This is a genomic window from Pseudomonas sp. NPDC098740, assembly GCF_044760065.1.
Classification (GTDB): Bacteria; Pseudomonadota; Gammaproteobacteria; order Pseudomonadales; family Pseudomonadaceae; genus Aquipseudomonas; species Aquipseudomonas rossensis.
Map to the genome: position 1 here is coordinate 16185 of NZ_JBIWAM010000041.1, position 17004 is coordinate 33188.

Sequence of the window (17004 nt, forward strand, 5' to 3'; positions counted from 1 at the left end):
CAGGAAATACATGTGGGAGCGGGCTTGCCCGCGATGAGCATCGGTATCTACACATCTCCCGAACCTGGTCTATAAAAGGACGGCATGGATATCAAATGACCGGGCTAGATGCCCGACTGACAAAACGATACGACGAGTTAGTCATGGGACACAGTAATGGACTACCGGCTCTGGCCGCCGGGATGAAAGCCTTGCCGCGAAGCGACAAGGCTTTTGCACAGACGCAAGCCCTCTGGAGATTTTTGAGTAATGACCGAGTCAGGCCCGTAGATCTGGTCAAGCCGCTGCTGGCGTTGGCCCACGAGGGTTGTCGAGATGACTGCGATGATTACGCGCTGGTCATGCACGATTGGTCTCGGCTCAATTACATGCACCACCATAGCAAGGCTGATCGCCTGCAAATGACCCACCGAGGCGATATCGGTTACGAACTGCAAAGCAGCCTGCTCGTCACGGATCGTGACGGTGCACCGATCTGTACTCCCGCTCAAAATCTGGCAACCAAAGACGGCGTGCTCAGCACGCGAGCCGAAGAAATGCTGGCCCCTGAAAAACACCTGAATGAACTGACACAACGTATCACTTGGCTGGAACAGCAGAGGTTTGCCAAGCCTCTTGTCCATATCGTGGATCGAGAGGCTGATTCGGTCGCTCACCTGAGGCAGTGGCAGGCCGAGGGTCGGCAATGGCTGGTGCGAGTCAAGGCTGGCTCCACGGCCAGTCATGAAGGTCAATCCAGGCCCCTGAGTCAAATTGCTCGCCAGATGATCTACAGCGAAACCCGCAAGGTCGACTACAAAGGAAAACCCGCCATTCAATGGGTGGGAGAAACCGCCGTCGTGTTGACTCGTCAAGCCCAGCCCTTCACCAAAGACAGGGCCGACCGCAAGACGCTACGCAAGTCCGGTGAGCCTTTACCTGCTCGGCTCATCGTTAGCCGAATACTGGGAGACGACGGCAGCCTGTTGGCCGAATGGTATTTGCTGAGCAACCTTGGGCAAGAGGTCGCGGGTGAAAGATTGGCGCTTTGGTATTACTGGCGTTGGCGTATCGAGTCCTACTTCAAACTGTTCAAAGGTGGCGGGCATCAGCTGGAAAACTGGCAGCAAGAGAGCGGTGAAGCCGTGTTTAAACGGCTGCTGATCGCCAGTCAGGCGTGTGCAGTAAGTTGGCGTCTAATGCGGGCAAAGGGTGAGTTTGCCGAGCAAACACGGGACTTTTTGGTCCGTCTGTCTGGTCGACAAATGAAACGCTCGCAGCCGGTAACAGCTTCTGTGGTGCTGGCCGGTTTGTACATGCTTTTGGCAATGTGCGAGACGTTGGAGCAATACACTCCCCAGGAACTGGCGGGGTTTGCTAAAGAAGCCATCGGCTGGGTGGCCAGCCGAAGACTTTAGAGATGTGTAGATACCTATGCCGCGATGAGGCCATAACATCCAACATCAATGTTGACTGTTACATCGCCATCGCGGGCAAGTCGGATCGCCGCACCGCCGCTCCCACAGGGTTATTGGTTGGCTTCAGATCTGTGTCAGCGTTTGGGTAATTCGATTACAACCTTCAACCCGCCCCACTCACTTTCCTCCAACCGCAACACCCCGCCCCACGTATCGACGATGTCCCGCACAATCCCCAATCCCAACCCATGCCCATCCATCTGTTCATCAAGCCGAGTACCCCGGCTGAACACCTGATCGCGCTGGTTTTCCGGAATCCCCGGCCCATCGTCTTCCACGCTTAACTCAAACCCTTCGGCCGTCTCGACCACGCTCATCCGAACCTCGGCGTCCGCCCACTTGCAGGCGTTGTCCAGCAGGTTACCGAGTAGTTCGAGCAAGTCCTCGCGATCCCAAGGCAGTTGTAAACCGGCCGGTGCACGGTAGCTGAGATCAAGATGCTCACCATGAATCATGTTCAACGTCGCCAGTAACCCGGGCAATTCAGCATCGCAATCAAACAACGCCCCCGGCAATGCATCGCCGGATAACCGTGCGCGATTGAGTTCGCGATTGAGTCGCTGCTGGACCTGTTCCAGCTGCGCCTGAATCATCTTGCGCAACTCTGGATGCGTATCGAGCTTCTCGCTTGAGGCCAGGCTCAACAACACCGCCAGCGGGGTTTTCAAGGCGTGGCCGAGGTTGCCCAGCGCATTGCGCGAACGCTTGAGGCTGTCTTCGGTGTGCGCCAGCAAATGGTTGATCTGCGCCACCAGCGGTTCAAGCTCTACCGGAACCTGATCATCGAGTTGCGAGCGCTGGCCCTGCTGCAACTGGGCGATCTGCTCACGAGCCTTTTCCAGCGGGCGCAAGGCGCGGCGCACGGTGATGCGTTGCAGCAGCAAAATCAACAACAACCCCGCCAATCCCAGGCCGAGACCAACCTGTTGCATACGCAGGAAACTCTCGCGCACCGGCGTGTAATCCTGGGCCACGCTGATGGAAATCGATTGGCCGAGCCGTCGATAGTCTGAACGCAGCACCAGTAATTGCTGCCCTTCCGGCCCCAATTGCAGGTTGCTGTGCAGACCGGCATGGTCGAGGTGCGGCAGTTCCTGATCCCACAGTGAACGGGAGCGCCAATGGCTGTCGGCAAAATCGATGCGGAAGTAATGCCCGGAAAACGGTCGCTGATAGGCCGGCGACAGGTGTCGCTCATCCAGCTGCAAACCCTGCGACCCACGCACCAGCGCCACCAGCAGGTTTTCGCTGTCGTTGCGCAGCCCGGCTTCGAGGTAGCGCTGCAAACCCATTTCGAACAGCCACAGGCTGGTCTGCGCCAGCACCAGGCCGACGATCACCATCACGCTGATCAGCCCCAGGCTCAAGCGGCGCTGGATCGACCTCACTGGGTTTGCCCGCCGAACAGGTAACCCTGGCCGCGACGGGTTTCGATGACGCTGCGCCCGAGTTTGCGCCGCAGGTGGTTGACGTGGACTTCGAGCACGTTGGAATCGCGCTCGGTTTCACCGTCGTAGAGGTGTTCGGCCAAGTGGCTTTTGGAAAGAATCTGCTCGGGGTGCAGCATGAAATAACGCAGCAGGCGGAATTCAGCGGCGGTGAGCTGGATGTCGGCGCCGTCGCGGGTCACGCATTGACGGCCTTCGTCCAGGTGCAGTCCGGCAGACTTGAGCGTCGGCTGGTTGGCATGGCCATGGGAGCGGCGTAACAGCGCCTGGACTCGCAAGTGCAGCTCTTCGGGGTGGAAGGGTTTGGTCAGGTAATCGTCGGCGCCGGCCTTGAGGCCTTCGATCCGTTCGGCCCAGGAATCACGGGCGGTGAGGATCAGCACTGGCGTGGACAGGCCACCGGCCCGCCATTGCGTCAGCACGTCGAGCCCTGGCAAACCCGGCAGGCCGAGGTCGAGGATGATCAGGTCATAAGGCTCGCTGCTGCCCTGATACACCGCGTCGCGACCGTCGGCCAGCCAGTCCACGGCGTAGCCCTGCCGGTTGAGGCCGGCCATCAGTTCGTCGGCCAGCGGCACATGGTCTTCCACCAGAAGCAAACGCATCGATCAATCTTCCTTGTCTTTCAGTAACTGGCCGGTGGTGGCGTCGAGGTCCAGTTCGCGGACCAGACCTTCGGTGGTCAGCAACTCGACTTCATAAATGTAGACGTCATGTTTCTCTTCAAGCTCGGCTTCCAGCAGTTTGGCCCCGGGGTAGCGGTCCAGCGCTTGCTGCAACAGCTGCTCCAGCGGCAGGATCACGCCCTGTTGACGCAGGCGCAGGGCTTCGTCCTGATCCAGGTCGCGGGCCATGACCACCGAGCAAAAAAACAGAAGCGCCAGAGCCATTCGACCGCTCGTGCACCGCTGTGAAAAAGAAAACACCTTCATTACGTATCCTGATGATCCTTGAGAATCTGCCCGCTGACAGCGTCCAATTCCAGGTCCCACTCAATGCCCTGAGGGTCGCGCAATTCCACCTGATAGATGTACTTGCCGTACTCTTCTTCCAACTCGGTTTCGGTGATGGTGGCACCAGGGTGTTTGGTCAGAGCGGTAGCGTTGAGCTTCTCGAAAGACACAATGGTACCAGCGTCGCGCAGTCTCAGGGCTTCGTCGGGACCGAGGTCGCGAGCGTGGGCGATGCTGGCGGTCATGCCGATGATGGACGCGGTGAACAGGGCAGTCAGGGTTCTCATGGGGTGTCTCCGTATTTTTTTATGTGTTGCCTACGGAGTGCACCTTAACGGGGCGAACTTAATTGAAACTGAATTGCCATCATTGGTGATGACAACACGACATCGCAGGCATACGCAAAACCTGTGGGAGCGAGCTTGCTCGCGATGGCGGCTTAACATTCAACAAATATGTCGACTGTCACACAGCTATCGCGAGCAAGCTCGCTCCCACATGGGGTCCGTGGGTCCTTTATAATCCCCCGCTAGCCAGACATCGAGACCGGTATGACCGCTATCCACATCAAGTTCCCCTCGCTGACTCTCAAGGCCGGCCCTCGCGCCTTGGCACGCATCCGTGAAAACGGTTTGAGCGCCGCCGATGTCGGCACACTGCCGGGTGCCGCCGGTGGTCCCAAGGCGCTGGGGATTCAAGGTCTGGACCTGGCGTTGTTCGGTGAATGGCTGCCGGCGGCACCGCGAGAGCGCTCGTTGATCGGTGCGTCGGTGGGTTCCTGGCGCTTCGCCAGCGCGTGCCTGCCGGATGCCGCCGAAGGTATCCGCCGCCTCGGTCACCTCTACACCGAACAGAACTTCGCCAAGGGCGTGACCATGGCGCAGATCAGCCAGAGCTCCCGGCGCATGCTCGATGAGCTGCTCGACGGCCGCGATGCCTCTATTCTGGACAACGCCCATTACCGACTGAACATCATGGTGGTCAAAAGCCACGGCCTGCTGGCGGACGATCATCGCGGCCGACTGGGACTGGGCCTGTCATCGGTAATCGCCGACAACCTGCGGGGCCGGGCACGGCTGTCGCGGCATTTCGAGCGGCTGATCATTCACGATCCGCGTCTGGCACCGCCGGTCAATGCACTCAACGATTTCCCCTCGCGCTTCGTTGCGCTGAATGCCGGCAACCTGCGCCAGGCCTTGCTCGCGTCAGGCTCGATCCCGATGGTGATGGAAGGCGTGCGTGATTTGCCGGGGGCCGGTGCCGGGACGTTTCGCGATGGCGGTCTGCTGGACTATCACCTCGACCTGCCCTACAGCGGCAACGACATCGTGCTCTATCCGCACTTTACCGACCGGGTCATTCCCGGCTGGTTCGACAAGACCCTGCCATGGCGCCGCGCGTGTCCTGCGCGCTTGCAGGATGTCCTGTTGCTGGCGCCGTCGAAGGATTACCTGGCGCGCCTGCCCTACGGCAAACTCCCGGACCGCAACGACTTCAAACGCTTCATGGGCGATGCCCCGAGCCGGCAGAAATACTGGCGCACGACGATGGATGAAAGCCGTCGTATGGGCGATGAGTTCCTCGAACTGGCCGCCAGCGGTCGCCTCGGGGAGCGCTTGCTGACCCTTTAGTCAGTGTTTTCCCGCAACGCCAAACGCAAACTGTTAAACTCGCCGCCTGCCCACATCGCCGCGGCGATCGCCACCTGACAGAGCTGAAACCATTGTGGAAATTTTCAAAGAGTTCACCTTCGAATCCGCCCACCGCCTGCCCCACGTACCGGACGGCCACAAGTGCGGCCGCCTGCACGGTCACTCGTTCAAAGTGGCGATCCACCTGAGCGGCGACCTCGATCCGCACACGGGCTGGATCCGCGATTTCTCGGAAATCAAGGCGATCTTCAAGCCGCTCTATGAGAGCCTGGACCATAACTACCTGAACGACATTCCTGGCCTGGAAAATCCGACCAGTGAAGTCCTGGCCAAATTCATCTGGAAGGAATTGAAGCCTCTGCTGCCGGAACTCAGCGCGATCCGCATCCACGAGACGTGCACCAGCGGCTGTATCTATCACGGTGAGTAATCAAATCTTAAAGACAACAAAATCCCTGTGGGAGCGAGCTTGCTCGCGATAGCGGTCTTTCAGTCACCTTGATGTCGAATGTGCCGCCGCCATCGCGAGCAAGCTCGCTCCCACAGGGGGTAATGCGTTTCGTCAGTGAATATAAAAACAGCCTTCAATGGCTGTTTTTTTATGCCTATGCTTTTGGCTCCCACACGCCAAGAGGACACCCCCAATGACTGACTGGCCGCTGCCTCAGACCTATCGCTTCAACGGGCGCTCCGTTCGCTACGCCGTCCGGGGCGACGGTCCGCCGTTGGTGTTCGTGCATGGCACGCCCTTCTCTTCTTACGTGTGGCACCGGATTGCGCCGCACTTCATCACCACCCATCGGGTGCATTACTTTGATCTGTTGGGTTATGGGCTATCGGAGAAAATCGAGGGCGATGTGTCACTGGGTGTGCAGAACGACCTGTTGGCTCACTTGCTCGATCACTGGGGTCTGGAGCGACCAGACATCGTCGCTCACGACTTCGGCGGCGCCACTGCCCTGCGTGCTCACCTGCTGAACGGCAAGGACTACCGCAGCCTGACGCTGATCGATCCAGTGGCGCTGACGCCCTGGGGTTCGCCGTTTGTGCAGCATGTGCGTCAGCATGAGGCGGCATTCAGTGGCCTGCCCGATTACATTCAGCGGGCGATTGTGCCGACCTATATTCGCGGGGCGATCAAGCGCGAAATTCCTGATCATGAACTCGCGCCTTACGTGCAGCCGTGGCTCGGCGATCCGGGGCAAGCGGCGTTCTATCGGCAGATCGCGCAGATGGATGAGCGTTATACCCGTGAGGCCGAAGGGCTGTACCCGACAATTCGTTGTCCGGTGCAGATTCTGTGGGGGGAAGATGATCAGTGGATTCCCATCGAGCGCGGGCAGGCGTTGCATCAGATGATTCCGGGGTCGCGGTTTCAGGCGATTCCGAATGCCGGGCATCTGGTTCAGGAAGATGCGCCGGAAGCGATCGTCGCGGCGTTGCTGCGGTTTCTGCCGCAACACAAATCCCCCTGAAGAAACCAACATCCCCTGTGGGAGCGAGCTTGCTCGCGATGACGGCAGCACATCCAACATCAAGGTGACTGTCAGGCAGCCATCGTCGGAACGCCGCCCGGAGCCGGCTCGCTCCCACATGGGTTCTGTTTCCGTTTGCCGCACCGCTATCGAGCCTTCCTCAAGCCAAATTCCCCCGCTCGGCTATAAATAACTACACCACCCCACGCTTGGCACGACCACTGCAACACTCCCCCGCGTCACCCATTCAGCGAGGAACGCCAAATGACGCAGAACGATCCCGGCAACGATTACCCCCTCAGCGAAGTCCCGATGCACGCCCGCAAAGGCCTGGCCTCCACGGCCATGGTGTTGCTGGGTTTCACCTTTTTTACCGCCACCATGTTTGCCGGCGGCAAGCTGGGTGTGGCGTTCAATTTCGGCGAGATGATGGCGGTGATTATCGTCGGCAATCTGCTGCTGGGGATCTACGCCGCAGGCCTTGGCTACATCGCCTTCAAGAGCGGCCTGAACTCGGTGCTGATGGGGCGCTTTTGTTTCGGTGAAGTGGGCAGCAAGCTCAGCGACCTGATCCTCGGTTTTACCCAGATCGGCTGGTACGCCTGGGGCACAGCCACTGCCGCCGTGGTGCTGGGCAAGTATTTTGAGTTGAGCGAGGGCACCGTTCTCGGGCTGATGGTGCTGTTCGGCCTGGTGTTTTGCGCGACCGCGTATGTCGGTTATCGCGGCTTGGAGATTCTGTCGTACATCGCCGTACCGGCCATGATGTTGCTGCTGATGCTGTCGATGTGGGTCGCCACGGTGAAGGTCGGTGGGCTCGAGGGTTTGCTCGCAGTAGTCCCGACGGGAACACTGGATTGGTCGACCGCGATTACCCTGGTGTTCGGCACCTTCGTCAGTGGTGCGACCCAGGCGACCAACTGGACGCGTTTCTCCCGTTCAGCACGCGTCGCGGTGCTCGCAAGCCTGATCGGTTTCTTCATCGGCAACGGCCTGATGGTGTTGATCGGCGCTTACGGAGCCATCGTTTACCAACAACCGGACGTGGTCGAAGTGTTGCTGTTGCAAGGCTTCGCCATGGCGGCAATGGCGATGTTGCTACTCAATATCTGGAGCACCCAGGACAACACCATCTACAACTTCGCCGTCGCCGGTTGCAACCTGCTGCGCACCGGCCGTCGCAAGACCGTGACCCTGGCGGGCGCGGTGATCGGCACGTTGCTGGCACTGCTGGGCATGTACGACATGCTGGTGCCCTACCTGATTCTGCTGGGCACTGTGATTCCGCCGATTGGCGGCGTGATCATGGCGGACTTCTTCTACCGCTATCGTGGTCAATATCCACGTCTGGCCGATGCCCGGTTGCCGGCGTTCAACTGGTCTGGTTTGGCCGCTTACGCAGTCGGCACCGTTGCTGCGTTCAGTTCACCGTGGGTCGCGCCGCTGGTAGGGATTGCCGCTGCCGCGTTAACGTATGTGTTACTGACCGGCGTGCTGGGTGCCCGTACTGCCAACGCACCATTACAAGATCTATAAAAGGATTCGCCTGATGCACATCATCAACGCCCGCCTGCGCAACCAAGATGGCCTGCATGAGTTGCACCTGGAAAACGGCCTGATCAGCAACATCGCCCGACAGACCGAAGCGCCGACCCTGGGTCCCGATGATCTGGACGCCGGCGGCAACCTGGTGGTACCGCCCTTCGTCGAGCCACACATCCACCTCGACGCCACGCTCACCGCCGGCGAGCCGCGCTGGAACATGAGCGGCACGCTGTTCGAAGGCATCGAATGCTGGGGCGAGCGCAAGGTGACCATCACCGAAGAGGACACCAAAACCCGCGCCAAGAAAACCATCCAGACCCTCGCCGCCCACGGCATCCAACACGTGCGTACCCACGTCGACGTCACCGACCCGCAGCTGACCGCGCTGAAGGCGATGCTCGAAGTGCGCGAGGAAAGCCGTCACCTGATCGACATGCAGATCGTTGCGTTCCCGCAGGAAGGCATCGAGTCGTACCGCAACGGTCGCGAGCTGATGGAAGAAGCGATCCGCATGGGGGCCGATGTGGTCGGCGGTATTCCGCATTTCGAGTACACCCGCGATCAAGGCGTGAGTTCAGTGAAATTCCTGATGGACCTGGCCGAGCGCACCGGTTGCCTGGTGGATGTGCATTGCGATGAAACCGACGACCCGCACTCACGCTTTCTAGAGGTGCTGGCCGAAGAAGCCCGCAGCCGCGACATGGGCTCGCGAGTGACCGCCAGTCACACCACGGCGATGGGCTCTTACGACAACGCTTACTGCGCCAAACTGTTTCGCCTGCTCGGGCATTCGGGGATCAGTTTTGTCTCCTGCCCCACCGAAAGCATTCACCTGCAAGGGCGCTTCGACAACTTCCCGAAACGCCGTGGCGTGACCCGTGTCAACGAGCTGCTCGAAGCCGGGATGAACGTGTGTTTCGGCCAGGATTCGATCGTCGACCCGTGGTATCCGCTGGGCAACGGCAATATCTTGCGGGTGCTCGAAGCCGGCCTGCACATCTGCCACATGCTCGGTTACCGCAACCTGCAAAGCGCGCTGGACCTGGTCACCGACAACAGCGCCAAGGCCATGAATTTGGGTGATCGTTATGGACTGGAACGCGGGCGGCCGGCGAATTTGCTGATTCTGTCGGCGGACAGCGATTACGAGGTGATCCGCAGCCAGGGCCTGCCGCTGTATTCGGTGCGCGATGGCAAGGTGTTGATGAAGCGGCAGATGCCGGTGGTGGAATGGGCGGATCAGCCCTAAATTCTCGCTGATTATGCAGGCCTCTTCGCGAGCAAGCCCGCTCCCACATTGGATCTGTGTCGTCCACAAATCCCCTGTGGGAGCGGGCTTGCCCGCGAAGGCAATCTTGAATTCAATCCATCAATCGAGCCGTACCAAATAGCCTGACCTGACTCAATTCCCCCTCTAATTCCTCCAACAAAATCGGCGCCGCCCCCCCGGGCATGACGACTTTCACTTCGCCAGCCGTGACCCAACCCACCCGCCATGCGGCGCAAGCCACCGCACTGGCGCTGGTGCCCGACGACGCCGTCGGCCCCTCTCCGCGCTCGAATACCCGCGCGACGACTCGCCCTTCTGACTCAAGCATCGCCCATTGCAGATTGACGCCAGCAGGACACGGCTCCCCTGCCCCGGTCGGCATGGCGTAAGCGATACGCGTCAGCCCTTTGGACAACCGCGGTTCGCGCATTTGCTCATTGCTCGGCAATACATCCGCGCTCTCTACAAGCGTCACACAATGTGGATTGCCGATGCGCACAAACTGGCTTTGAGACCATGCGGGATCGAGCGCCGACAACGGCTGCACATGGCTGACGTCGCGACCGTTCAACAGCACGCTTTCAACCCCTTTAGCCCCCACCGCGTCAGGCCCGAACGAGGGTTTGCCCAGATCCAGCCAGAACCCTTTCACACCCTCGATCTCGGCCGGTTTCACCGAAGTGCCCACCGGTGAAACCGCATCAGTCTTATCGTGATGAACCCTGAGCAAACAAACCTCGTCCCTCGGCAGCAGCCCTTGCTCACTCAGGGCCTGAGAGAAAATCGTCAGCCCGTTGCCACTGCGCTCGGCGAGCGTGCCGTCGGTGTTGACGATCAGCAGGTCAAACGGTGGCGACGTTTGAAACGGACCGACCAGCAAACCGTCGCAACGATGATCCTTGCTGCCTGGCGGTTGTGTGCCGGGGGCCCAGTCACAGAAGGCCTCGATAGCCGAAACAGTCCATGCCGCACGGGTTTGCGCAGCGAGACTGGCCTGCTCGGGTAGATCGATACCTCCCCGGCGCACGGCGTCAGGCGCCATAACCGCATAGATATTGCCTCGAGCATCGTAGTACGGCGTCATGGATCGGTCCTGAAATCAGCCAGTAAGTGCCTGTACTTTAGGCGTCAATGTCCGGCGATGAAATACCGCCCCGGCGTCACCCCGAACGTTCGTCGAAACATCGCAATAAACGCGCTGACGTTTTCATAACCCAGTTCCAGCGCAATCGTCGTCACCGGCACCGCTGCCGCCAACCGTTCCAGCGCGCGCAACAACCGTGCGCGCCGGCGCCATTGGCTGAAGGTGAAACCGGTTTCGCTGACGGTGCGCGACGAACACCTGCGCGGATTGTGCGAAGGGCACTGACAGTCGCGCTCGCGATGGAGGGTCAGGCTGTGCAAGGATGTCACCCTGCCTGACCGCGAACCTGGGCGGACGCTGATCGAACCCTCACCGGTGAGTCACTGTCCCTTGGGTACGCGACGTTTTTTGCCAAGGATTGATATGACCAACCTCAACACTCAAACCGCATTTGTTCCCGGACGCCTGGAACAGATGTCCACGCGCATCGCCTTTTTCATTGCCGGTTTCGGCATCGCTGCGTGGGCGCCGCTGGTGCCCTACGCCAAGGCTCGGGCCGGGCTGGATGAAGGGACGCTCGGTTTGCTGTTGTTGTGCCTGGGGGTGGGGTCGATTCTGGCGATGCCGATGGCGGGGCTTCTGGCCACGCGTTTCGGCTGTCGCCGGGTGGTGAGCGCCGGAGTGTTGCTGATTTGTGCGGCCCTGCCGCTATTGGCGACGGTGACGTCGATTCCGGCGTTGATTGCCGCGTTGTTCATGTTCGGCGCGGGGCTGGGCACGGTGGATTCGACGGTGAACCTGCAAGCGGTGATCGTCGAACGGGCCAGCGGCAAGACCATGATGTCGGGCTTCCATGGGCTGTTCAGCCTCGGCGGTATTGTCGGTGCGGCGGGTGTCAGTGCCCTGCTCGGCTTCGGGGTTTCACCGCTGGGGGCGACGCTGGTGGTGATCGTGATGCTGCTGATCGCCCTGACCAAGGCCGCGCCGCACCTCTTGCCTTACGGCAGCGAAAGTTCGGGGCCGGCGTTTGCCGTTCCCCATGGCATCGTGCTGTTCATCGGCGGGATGTGTTTCATCGTGTTCCTCGCCGAAGGCGCGGCGCTCGACTGGAGCGCGGTGTTCCTGGCGCAGGAGCGCGGAATCGATACCGCTTATGCGGGACTGGGTTACGCGGCGTTTGCGTTGACCATGACCGTCGGACGTTTGACCGGCGATTCGATCGTGCGTCGTCTCGGCGCTACGCGGGTGATTGTGTTCGGTGGGTTGACGGCCGCGGCGGGCCTGTTTGTGGCGACCTTCGCCCCGAGTTGGGAAGCGGCGCTGGTGGGTTATGCAATGTTGGGGGCTGGTTGTTCGAACATAGTGCCGGTGCTGTACACCTCAGTGGGCAAACAGACGGTGATGCCCGAAAGCGTCGCCGTGCCGGCCATTACCACGTTGGGCTACGCGGGCATTCTTGCCGGGCCTGCGTTGATCGGGTTTATCGCCCATGGCAGCAGTTTGAGTTTTGCCTTCGGGTTGATGGCGGTGTTGCTAGTGGCGGTGGCCATTGGCGGGAAGGTGTTGAAGGTCTGAAAAGCATCGCGAGCAAGCTCGCTCCCACAGGGATCACACAAAACCTTGTGGGAGCGAGCTTGCTCCGGGCGGCGATCCGACGATGAGGGCAACTCGGTCTATCAGAACCCGACGCTGGCCTGCACAAAGAACGTGCGCGGTGCGCCAACGTACATCCCCGAGTTGTTGTCGCTGGAGCGGGTGAAGTACTGCTTGTCGAAAATATTCTTCACCCCGGCGCCGACTTTCAGGTTCGAAAGCGTCGCGCCGAAGTCATAACCGCCGCGCACGTTCCAGGTGACGTAACCCGGAATGTCGCCGTACTGGCCGTCCGCGGTGCCTTCGGTGATGTAGTTGCCGCTGAAACTGCCATCAGCGTTCACAGCCACGCCCGGCGAACGCTGCTTGGACTGGGCAAAGGCATCGAGGTTGTAAGTCCAGCGGTTGATGTCGTAACGCAGGCCGGCAGTCGCCACCTGACGCGAATAGAACGGCAGGTCACGCCCCTTGAAGCCCGGGATCTCGCCTTCATAAACGGCGCGCGTGTAAGTGAAGCCGGCATTGGCGGTCAGGCCGTCCAGCCGTGGATCCAGCGCCGCCATGTCGTAGTGCACCGAGGCTTCGAGGCCCTGGTGCGTGGTCGCGCCGAGGTTGGTCCAGCCCGCATCGTTGCTGATGTATTGCAGCTCTTTATCGAAGTCAATGTAGAACAGCGTTACTTCCCCGCCCCACACATCATTGTTGTAGCGCGTGCCGACCTCGTAGGTCTTGGCCTTTTCCGGTTCCAGGCCATTGGCCGGTTCGTCACCCGCGCCACCCTGGCCGAGCTGGAAATACTGCAGGCTGCCGAACGAAGTTTCGTAGTTGGCGAACAGTTTCCAGGCATCGGACACGTGATACATCACGCTCAGGGCCGGCAGCGGCTCGTTGCTTTCGATGCTGCGGTTCTTTTCCAGCACCGGTTTGCCGGCGGTGTCGAGCACCGGGCGGTCGTGCCAGTCGGTGCTGATGTGTTCAAAGCGGATGCCGGGGGTGATGGTCCAGTTGCCGACGTCGATTTTGTTATCGACATACACCGAGTTGGCTTCAGTGCCACCGGTGCGGTCCTGATACACATGGCCGTCCGAGCTCTTGGTCGCGACCGGCTCGTTGTTGACCAGCGCCAGGCGGCTCGCCTCTTCGTGCATGCCTTCCTTGAGGTAGCGATAACCGACACTGACTTCCTGGGTGGTCGGGCCGACATCAAACACACGGGACACCCGGGGTTCAATCCCGAAGGTGTAGTAAGTACGCGGGAACGAGCCGAGGGTTTTCTGATCGCGAGCGGCGATGTTGCTGCCACGGAAGCTGTCGGAATAGTAAGTCAGCACTTCAGCCTGAGTGCGGTCGTCGATCTGCCGTGCCCACTTGAACGAGACGTCCTTGCGGCGGCCGCTGAAGTTGTCGTTGTTGCGGTCGGACTGGAACGGTTCGGCGTCGTACTGCGCCTGGGTCAGGCCGCCGGGCATGTCGGCGCTGGCGTCGTAGTAGTGAAAGTTGAGGCTGAAATCGTCCACATCGGTGGGTGCCCAGTGGGTCTTGAGGATCACGTCGTCGATGTCATTGCCGTTGTTGCGTTCACGGTAACCGTTGCCGTTCACGCCCGAGTACAGCAGCGCCATGCCGATGCCGTTGTCCGCGGTGCCGCCGAGAAACGCCGTGTCGATGTGCTTCCAGCCACCGTGCTGGGAGGTTTCCAGGGTCGAGCCGATTTCACCGGTGGCTTTCTCCGGAATCGCGCGAGTGACGAAATTGATCACGCCACCGACGTTCTGTGGCCCGTAACGCACGGAGCCGGCGCCGCGAACCACGTCGATGCTGTCAAGGTTGCCGGAGGAAATCGGCGCCATGGACAACTGCGGCTGGCCGTACGGGGCGAACGCTGCCGGCACGCCGTCAATCAGCACGGTGGAGCGTGGCGACAGGCGCGAGGTCAGGCCGCGCACGCCGACGTTCAGGGAAATGTCGCTGCCGCCGGTGCCGTTGGCGTCCTGCACTTGCACACCGGGCACGCGCTTCAGCACGTCGCCGACGTTCATCGCGCCCTGCTCGACCATCGCCTCGCGGCGAATCACCGTACGCGCGCCGGGGTGGTTCTGCACCACGGCGGCATCGGCGTCACCGAGCCAGTCGCCGACCACCTTGATATCGGTCACGCCCAGCTCCAGCGGGCCGCTGGCAGCAGACGTCGGTGCAGGCATCAACGTGACCGAACCTTCGTCGATCTGGTATTGCAGACCGCTGCCTTGCAGCAGCTGGCGCAGTGCGTCTTCTGGCGAAAGGTTGCCGTCCACCGCAGGGGCCTGTTTGCCGGCGACCAGCTCAGGGCTGAAGAACACCTGCAGCGAGGTTTGCTGGCCCAGTTCACTCAGGGCCTGCCCCAGAGGTTGCGCCGGGATATGAATCGCGTCGGCGGCAAAGACCTGGGGAAGCGCCGCGGTGACAGCCAGGGCGAGAGCGAGGCGCAACCAAGGGGATTTGTTGTTTTTAGCGGTGGATTTTTTCACGTCGAACGTAGTCCTGTGGATCGCAAGAGTGTGCGCTTGTTAATGCAAACCAGTTGCAGTTGGACAGGAAGACGATCAACTCGAAAAAAACCTGAATTTATTTTGAAATTATTTCCTGACTGCCGTCATCGAGGGTGCGCACGGCCACCGGCAGAATGCTCGGCAAGGCCTTGAGCAGTGCGTCGGTGTTGTCGGATTTGAACACGCTGGTCAGGCGCAGATTGCCCACTTTGTCGTTGCCGACAGTGAGCGGTTTCTCCCGATAGCGCGACACTTCCTCGGCGACGTCGCTGAGTCTGGCGTTGTTGAACACCAGCTTGCCGCTGCGCCAGGCGGTCAGCTCGGCAGGATTGATCGCGTAGGCAGCAGCCACTTTGCCTTGGGTATCGATGTGCGTACCGAGACCGGCCGTGAGGCTGATGAAATCGCTGTCCGCCGCTGCGTGCCCCTGAACCTTGACGGTGCCCTGCTCCACCACGACCCGGGTTTGGGCGATGTCGCGGCGCACATCAAACCGGGTGCCGGTAACCGTGACCTTGCCGCTGCCCGCCTCGACCACGAAGGGCCGACGGGTGTCGTGCTCGACGCTGAACATCGCTTCGCCCTGCGTCAGCTCGATGCTGCGGCGGTCGTTTTCATAGTGCACCTGAACGCGGCTGCGGCTGTTCAGGTCGATCACCGAACCGTCCGGCAACGCCACATGACGTCGCTCGCCCAGGGCCGTGGAAAACTCGGCGGTGTAGATTGCCGGGTGATTCAAACCGCTGAACAACCCCAAGCCGAGTGCGACGGCCAACACGCTGGCGGCCATCGCATAACGCACCAGCGGGCGACGTTTGCTGCGCGCTGGCGGGGTTTCACACAAGGCTTGCAGGCGCGCCGCCGGCAGCAAATCAGCCGCTGTCCACAAGCCCTGCAGTAATTGGAATTCGTCGCGATGCTGAGGGTGTTCGTCCAGCCAGGCTTCGAAATGCCGGTACTCTTCGACATTGATCGCAGGTTCCTGCAAACGCACAAACCACCGCGCCGCCTCGTCGCGAACCGTTGTTTGCCCGCACGCACAATCACGAGTATCCATCATGGAAGTTCCTGTTTGGCTGGGGATGAGAAGGCACCGCCGATTTGCCTTATGTAGGAGCTGCCGCAGGCTGCGATCTTTTGATCTTGATCTCCAGCGATTTCAATGCCGCCAAAAGATCGCAGGCTTCGCCAGCTCCTACAAAAGCCACCGCACATCATGATTGCAATCCGTCAAGGCGGTCGCGCAGATGCCGCAGCGTGCGGATCATATACTTTTCCACCATGTTCTTGGACAGCCCCAGGCGTTCAGCGATTTCGGCCTGAGTCAGGCCTTCGATCTTCTGCCAGACAAACACCTTGCGGCAGTTGACCGGCAGCTCGGTGAGCGCCCGTTCGATGGAGTCAGCCAACTGGATCGCACGCATGAAATGCTCCGGGTCGCCGGACGACGACACACTGTGATCAACCGCCTCCGACTCCATGGCGCCCCGCCGATCCTCACGCCGATAACCATCCACCGCGATGTTGCGTGCGGTCTGGTGCAAATACGCCCGAGGTTGTGCAACCAAAGCCGAATCGGACTCAAGCACCCTCACGAAAGTGTCGTGGGCCAGGTCCTCGGCCTGCTGACGATTTCTCAGGCGACGGGTCCAGGTCCCGACCAACTCTTCGTAATGCTCGAAAAAGCCGTGTCTGCGGGGCAGCTTGGGGGTCATTGCGGTGTGCTGTGAAGACGGGGCGTGAATAGTAATGCTTCCTATTAACCGGAAGCAATGGGATTAAGAACCCGCAGGAGCCGACCCGTTAAGGAACAACACGGACCGTAGCAGCTGGCGAAGCCTGCGTTCGGCTGCGCAGCAGTCGTGAAATCAGGCGACGCGGTTTTCAGGAAGACCTCGCGCTCAGGTTTTACGACTGCTACGCAGCCGAACGCAGGCTTCGCCAGCTGCTATGTATGGACTCGCCCCCACTGTCTACCCGCTTTTGAAAAACCGCCGCC

General features: G+C 60.5%; 16 protein-coding genes. 7 read left to right on the forward strand and 9 right to left on the reverse strand.

Features of this window, described 5'->3' with window-relative positions; genetic code table 11:
- Nucleotides 1-95: 95 nt before the first annotated feature.
- Nucleotides 96-1397, forward strand: a complete 1302-nt coding sequence (locus ACIQU2_RS28235) for a transposase (RefSeq protein ID WP_403145763.1) — start codon at nucleotides 96-98, stop codon at nucleotides 1395-1397.
- 134 nt (nucleotides 1398-1531) lie between these two features.
- Here ACIQU2_RS28235 and ACIQU2_RS28240 read toward each other — a convergent pair whose 3' ends face one another.
- Genes ACIQU2_RS28240 through ACIQU2_RS28255 form a run of 4 tightly spaced genes read right to left on the reverse strand, consistent with a single transcriptional unit; the run spans nucleotide 1532 to nucleotide 4145 of the window.
- The gene (locus ACIQU2_RS28240) at nucleotides 1532-2845 is read right to left on the reverse strand and encodes a sensor histidine kinase (RefSeq protein ID WP_403145765.1); all 1314 of its coding nucleotides are present in this window, start codon (nucleotides 2843-2845) and stop codon (nucleotides 1532-1534) included.
- On the reverse strand, nucleotides 2842-3510 hold the full coding sequence (locus ACIQU2_RS28245) for a response regulator transcription factor (protein ID WP_403145767.1): 669 nt from the start codon (nucleotides 3508-3510) through the stop codon (nucleotides 2842-2844). Before ACIQU2_RS28245 ends, ACIQU2_RS28240 begins: the two co-directional genes overlap by 4 nt.
- Nucleotides 3511-3513: 3 nt before the next feature.
- Nucleotides 3514-3837, reverse strand: a complete 324-nt coding sequence (locus ACIQU2_RS28250; protein ID WP_403145770.1) for a PepSY domain-containing protein — start codon at nucleotides 3835-3837, stop codon at nucleotides 3514-3516.
- Complete coding sequence (locus ACIQU2_RS28255; RefSeq protein ID WP_283181027.1) at nucleotides 3837-4145, reverse strand: PepSY domain-containing protein; 309 nt, start codon at nucleotides 4143-4145, stop codon at nucleotides 3837-3839. The genes ACIQU2_RS28250 and ACIQU2_RS28255 overlap by 1 nt, the downstream gene beginning before the upstream one ends.
- Nucleotides 4146-4409: 264 nt before the next feature.
- Between ACIQU2_RS28255 and ACIQU2_RS28260 the strand changes: the two genes are divergently transcribed.
- The 5 genes from ACIQU2_RS28260 to codA all read left to right on the forward strand — a co-directional run bounded on the left by ACIQU2_RS28260 (nucleotide 4410) and on the right by codA (nucleotide 9779).
- Entirely contained in the window at nucleotides 4410-5489 is a 1080-nt protein-coding gene (locus tag ACIQU2_RS28260) for a patatin-like phospholipase family protein (RefSeq protein ID WP_403145773.1), read from the forward strand.
- A gap of 94 nt (nucleotides 5490-5583) precedes the next feature.
- Complete coding sequence (queD, locus tag ACIQU2_RS28265; protein ID WP_403145775.1) at nucleotides 5584-5940, forward strand: 6-carboxytetrahydropterin synthase QueD; 357 nt, start codon at nucleotides 5584-5586, stop codon at nucleotides 5938-5940.
- A gap of 214 nt (nucleotides 5941-6154) precedes the next feature.
- Complete coding sequence (locus ACIQU2_RS28270) at nucleotides 6155-6985, forward strand: alpha/beta hydrolase (protein WP_347805835.1); 831 nt, start codon at nucleotides 6155-6157, stop codon at nucleotides 6983-6985.
- A 264-nt stretch (nucleotides 6986-7249) separates the two neighbouring features.
- The gene (gene codB / locus ACIQU2_RS28275; protein ID WP_403145780.1) at nucleotides 7250-8521 is read left to right on the forward strand and encodes a cytosine permease; all 1272 of its coding nucleotides are present in this window, start codon (nucleotides 7250-7252) and stop codon (nucleotides 8519-8521) included.
- Between the two features lie 13 nt (nucleotides 8522-8534).
- Nucleotides 8535-9779, forward strand: a complete 1245-nt coding sequence (codA, locus tag ACIQU2_RS28280) for a cytosine deaminase (protein WP_403145782.1) — start codon at nucleotides 8535-8537, stop codon at nucleotides 9777-9779.
- A gap of 112 nt (nucleotides 9780-9891) precedes the next feature.
- Here codA and ACIQU2_RS28285 read toward each other — a convergent pair whose 3' ends face one another.
- Entirely contained in the window at nucleotides 9892-10884 is a 993-nt protein-coding gene (locus ACIQU2_RS28285; protein ID WP_403145783.1) for a diaminopimelate epimerase, read from the reverse strand.
- A 44-nt stretch (nucleotides 10885-10928) separates the two neighbouring features.
- Complete coding sequence (locus tag ACIQU2_RS28290; RefSeq protein ID WP_403145786.1) at nucleotides 10929-11213, reverse strand: helix-turn-helix domain-containing protein; 285 nt, start codon at nucleotides 11211-11213, stop codon at nucleotides 10929-10931.
- Between the two features lie 94 nt (nucleotides 11214-11307).
- Here ACIQU2_RS28290 and ACIQU2_RS28295 point away from each other — a divergent pair, with 94 nt between their 5' ends.
- A complete protein-coding gene (locus ACIQU2_RS28295) occupies nucleotides 11308-12459 on the forward strand; it encodes an MFS transporter (protein ID WP_403145789.1) in 1152 nt (383 codons plus the stop codon).
- 101 nt (nucleotides 12460-12560) lie between these two features.
- On the opposite strand, the gene ACIQU2_RS28300 is transcribed toward ACIQU2_RS28295, so the two are convergent.
- From ACIQU2_RS28300 to ACIQU2_RS28310, 3 genes are all read right to left on the reverse strand, one after another.
- Nucleotides 12561-14984 (reverse strand): TonB-dependent siderophore receptor, encoded by a 2424-nt coding sequence (locus ACIQU2_RS28300; protein ID WP_403145792.1) that lies wholly within the window; start codon nucleotides 14982-14984, stop codon nucleotides 12561-12563.
- Nucleotides 14985-15081: 97 nt separating this feature from the next.
- Nucleotides 15082-16065 carry a FecR family protein gene (locus tag ACIQU2_RS28305; protein ID WP_403145795.1) on the reverse strand — a complete coding sequence of 328 codons (984 nt, stop codon included), beginning with the start codon at nucleotides 16063-16065 and terminating at the stop codon, nucleotides 15082-15084.
- A 154-nt stretch (nucleotides 16066-16219) separates the two neighbouring features.
- Nucleotides 16220-16720 (reverse strand): sigma-70 family RNA polymerase sigma factor, encoded by a 501-nt coding sequence (locus tag ACIQU2_RS28310; protein WP_403145797.1) that lies wholly within the window; start codon nucleotides 16718-16720, stop codon nucleotides 16220-16222.
- Between the last annotated feature and the right edge of the window lie 284 nt (nucleotides 16721-17004).

Bases quoted from the DNA above. Each gene is read 5' to 3' on its own strand.
- ACIQU2_RS28235 (WP_403145763.1), top strand. From the start codon at position 96: ATGACCGGGCTAGATGCCCGACTGACAAAACGATACGACGAGTTAGTC.
- ACIQU2_RS28245 (WP_403145767.1), bottom strand. From the start codon at position 3,510: ATGCGTTTGCTTCTGGTGGAAGACCATGTGCCGCTGGCCGACGAACTG.
- ACIQU2_RS28250 (WP_403145770.1), bottom strand. From the start codon at position 3,837: ATGAAGGTGTTTTCTTTTTCACAGCGGTGCACGAGCGGTCGAATGGCT.
- ACIQU2_RS28255 (WP_283181027.1), bottom strand. From the start codon at position 4,145: ATGAGAACCCTGACTGCCCTGTTCACCGCGTCCATCATCGGCATGACC.
- ACIQU2_RS28260 (WP_403145773.1), top strand. From the start codon at position 4,410: ATGACCGCTATCCACATCAAGTTCCCCTCGCTGACTCTCAAGGCCGGC.
- ACIQU2_RS28270 (WP_347805835.1), top strand. From the start codon at position 6,155: ATGACTGACTGGCCGCTGCCTCAGACCTATCGCTTCAACGGGCGCTCC.
- codB (WP_403145780.1), top strand. From the start codon at position 7,250: ATGACGCAGAACGATCCCGGCAACGATTACCCCCTCAGCGAAGTCCCG.
- codA (WP_403145782.1), top strand. From the start codon at position 8,535: ATGCACATCATCAACGCCCGCCTGCGCAACCAAGATGGCCTGCATGAG.
- ACIQU2_RS28285 (WP_403145783.1), bottom strand. From the start codon at position 10,884: ATGACGCCGTACTACGATGCTCGAGGCAATATCTATGCGGTTATGGCG.
- ACIQU2_RS28295 (WP_403145789.1), top strand. From the start codon at position 11,308: ATGACCAACCTCAACACTCAAACCGCATTTGTTCCCGGACGCCTGGAA.
- ACIQU2_RS28305 (WP_403145795.1), bottom strand. From the start codon at position 16,065: ATGATGGATACTCGTGATTGTGCGTGCGGGCAAACAACGGTTCGCGAC.
- ACIQU2_RS28310 (WP_403145797.1), bottom strand. From the start codon at position 16,720: ATGACCCCCAAGCTGCCCCGCAGACACGGCTTTTTCGAGCATTACGAA.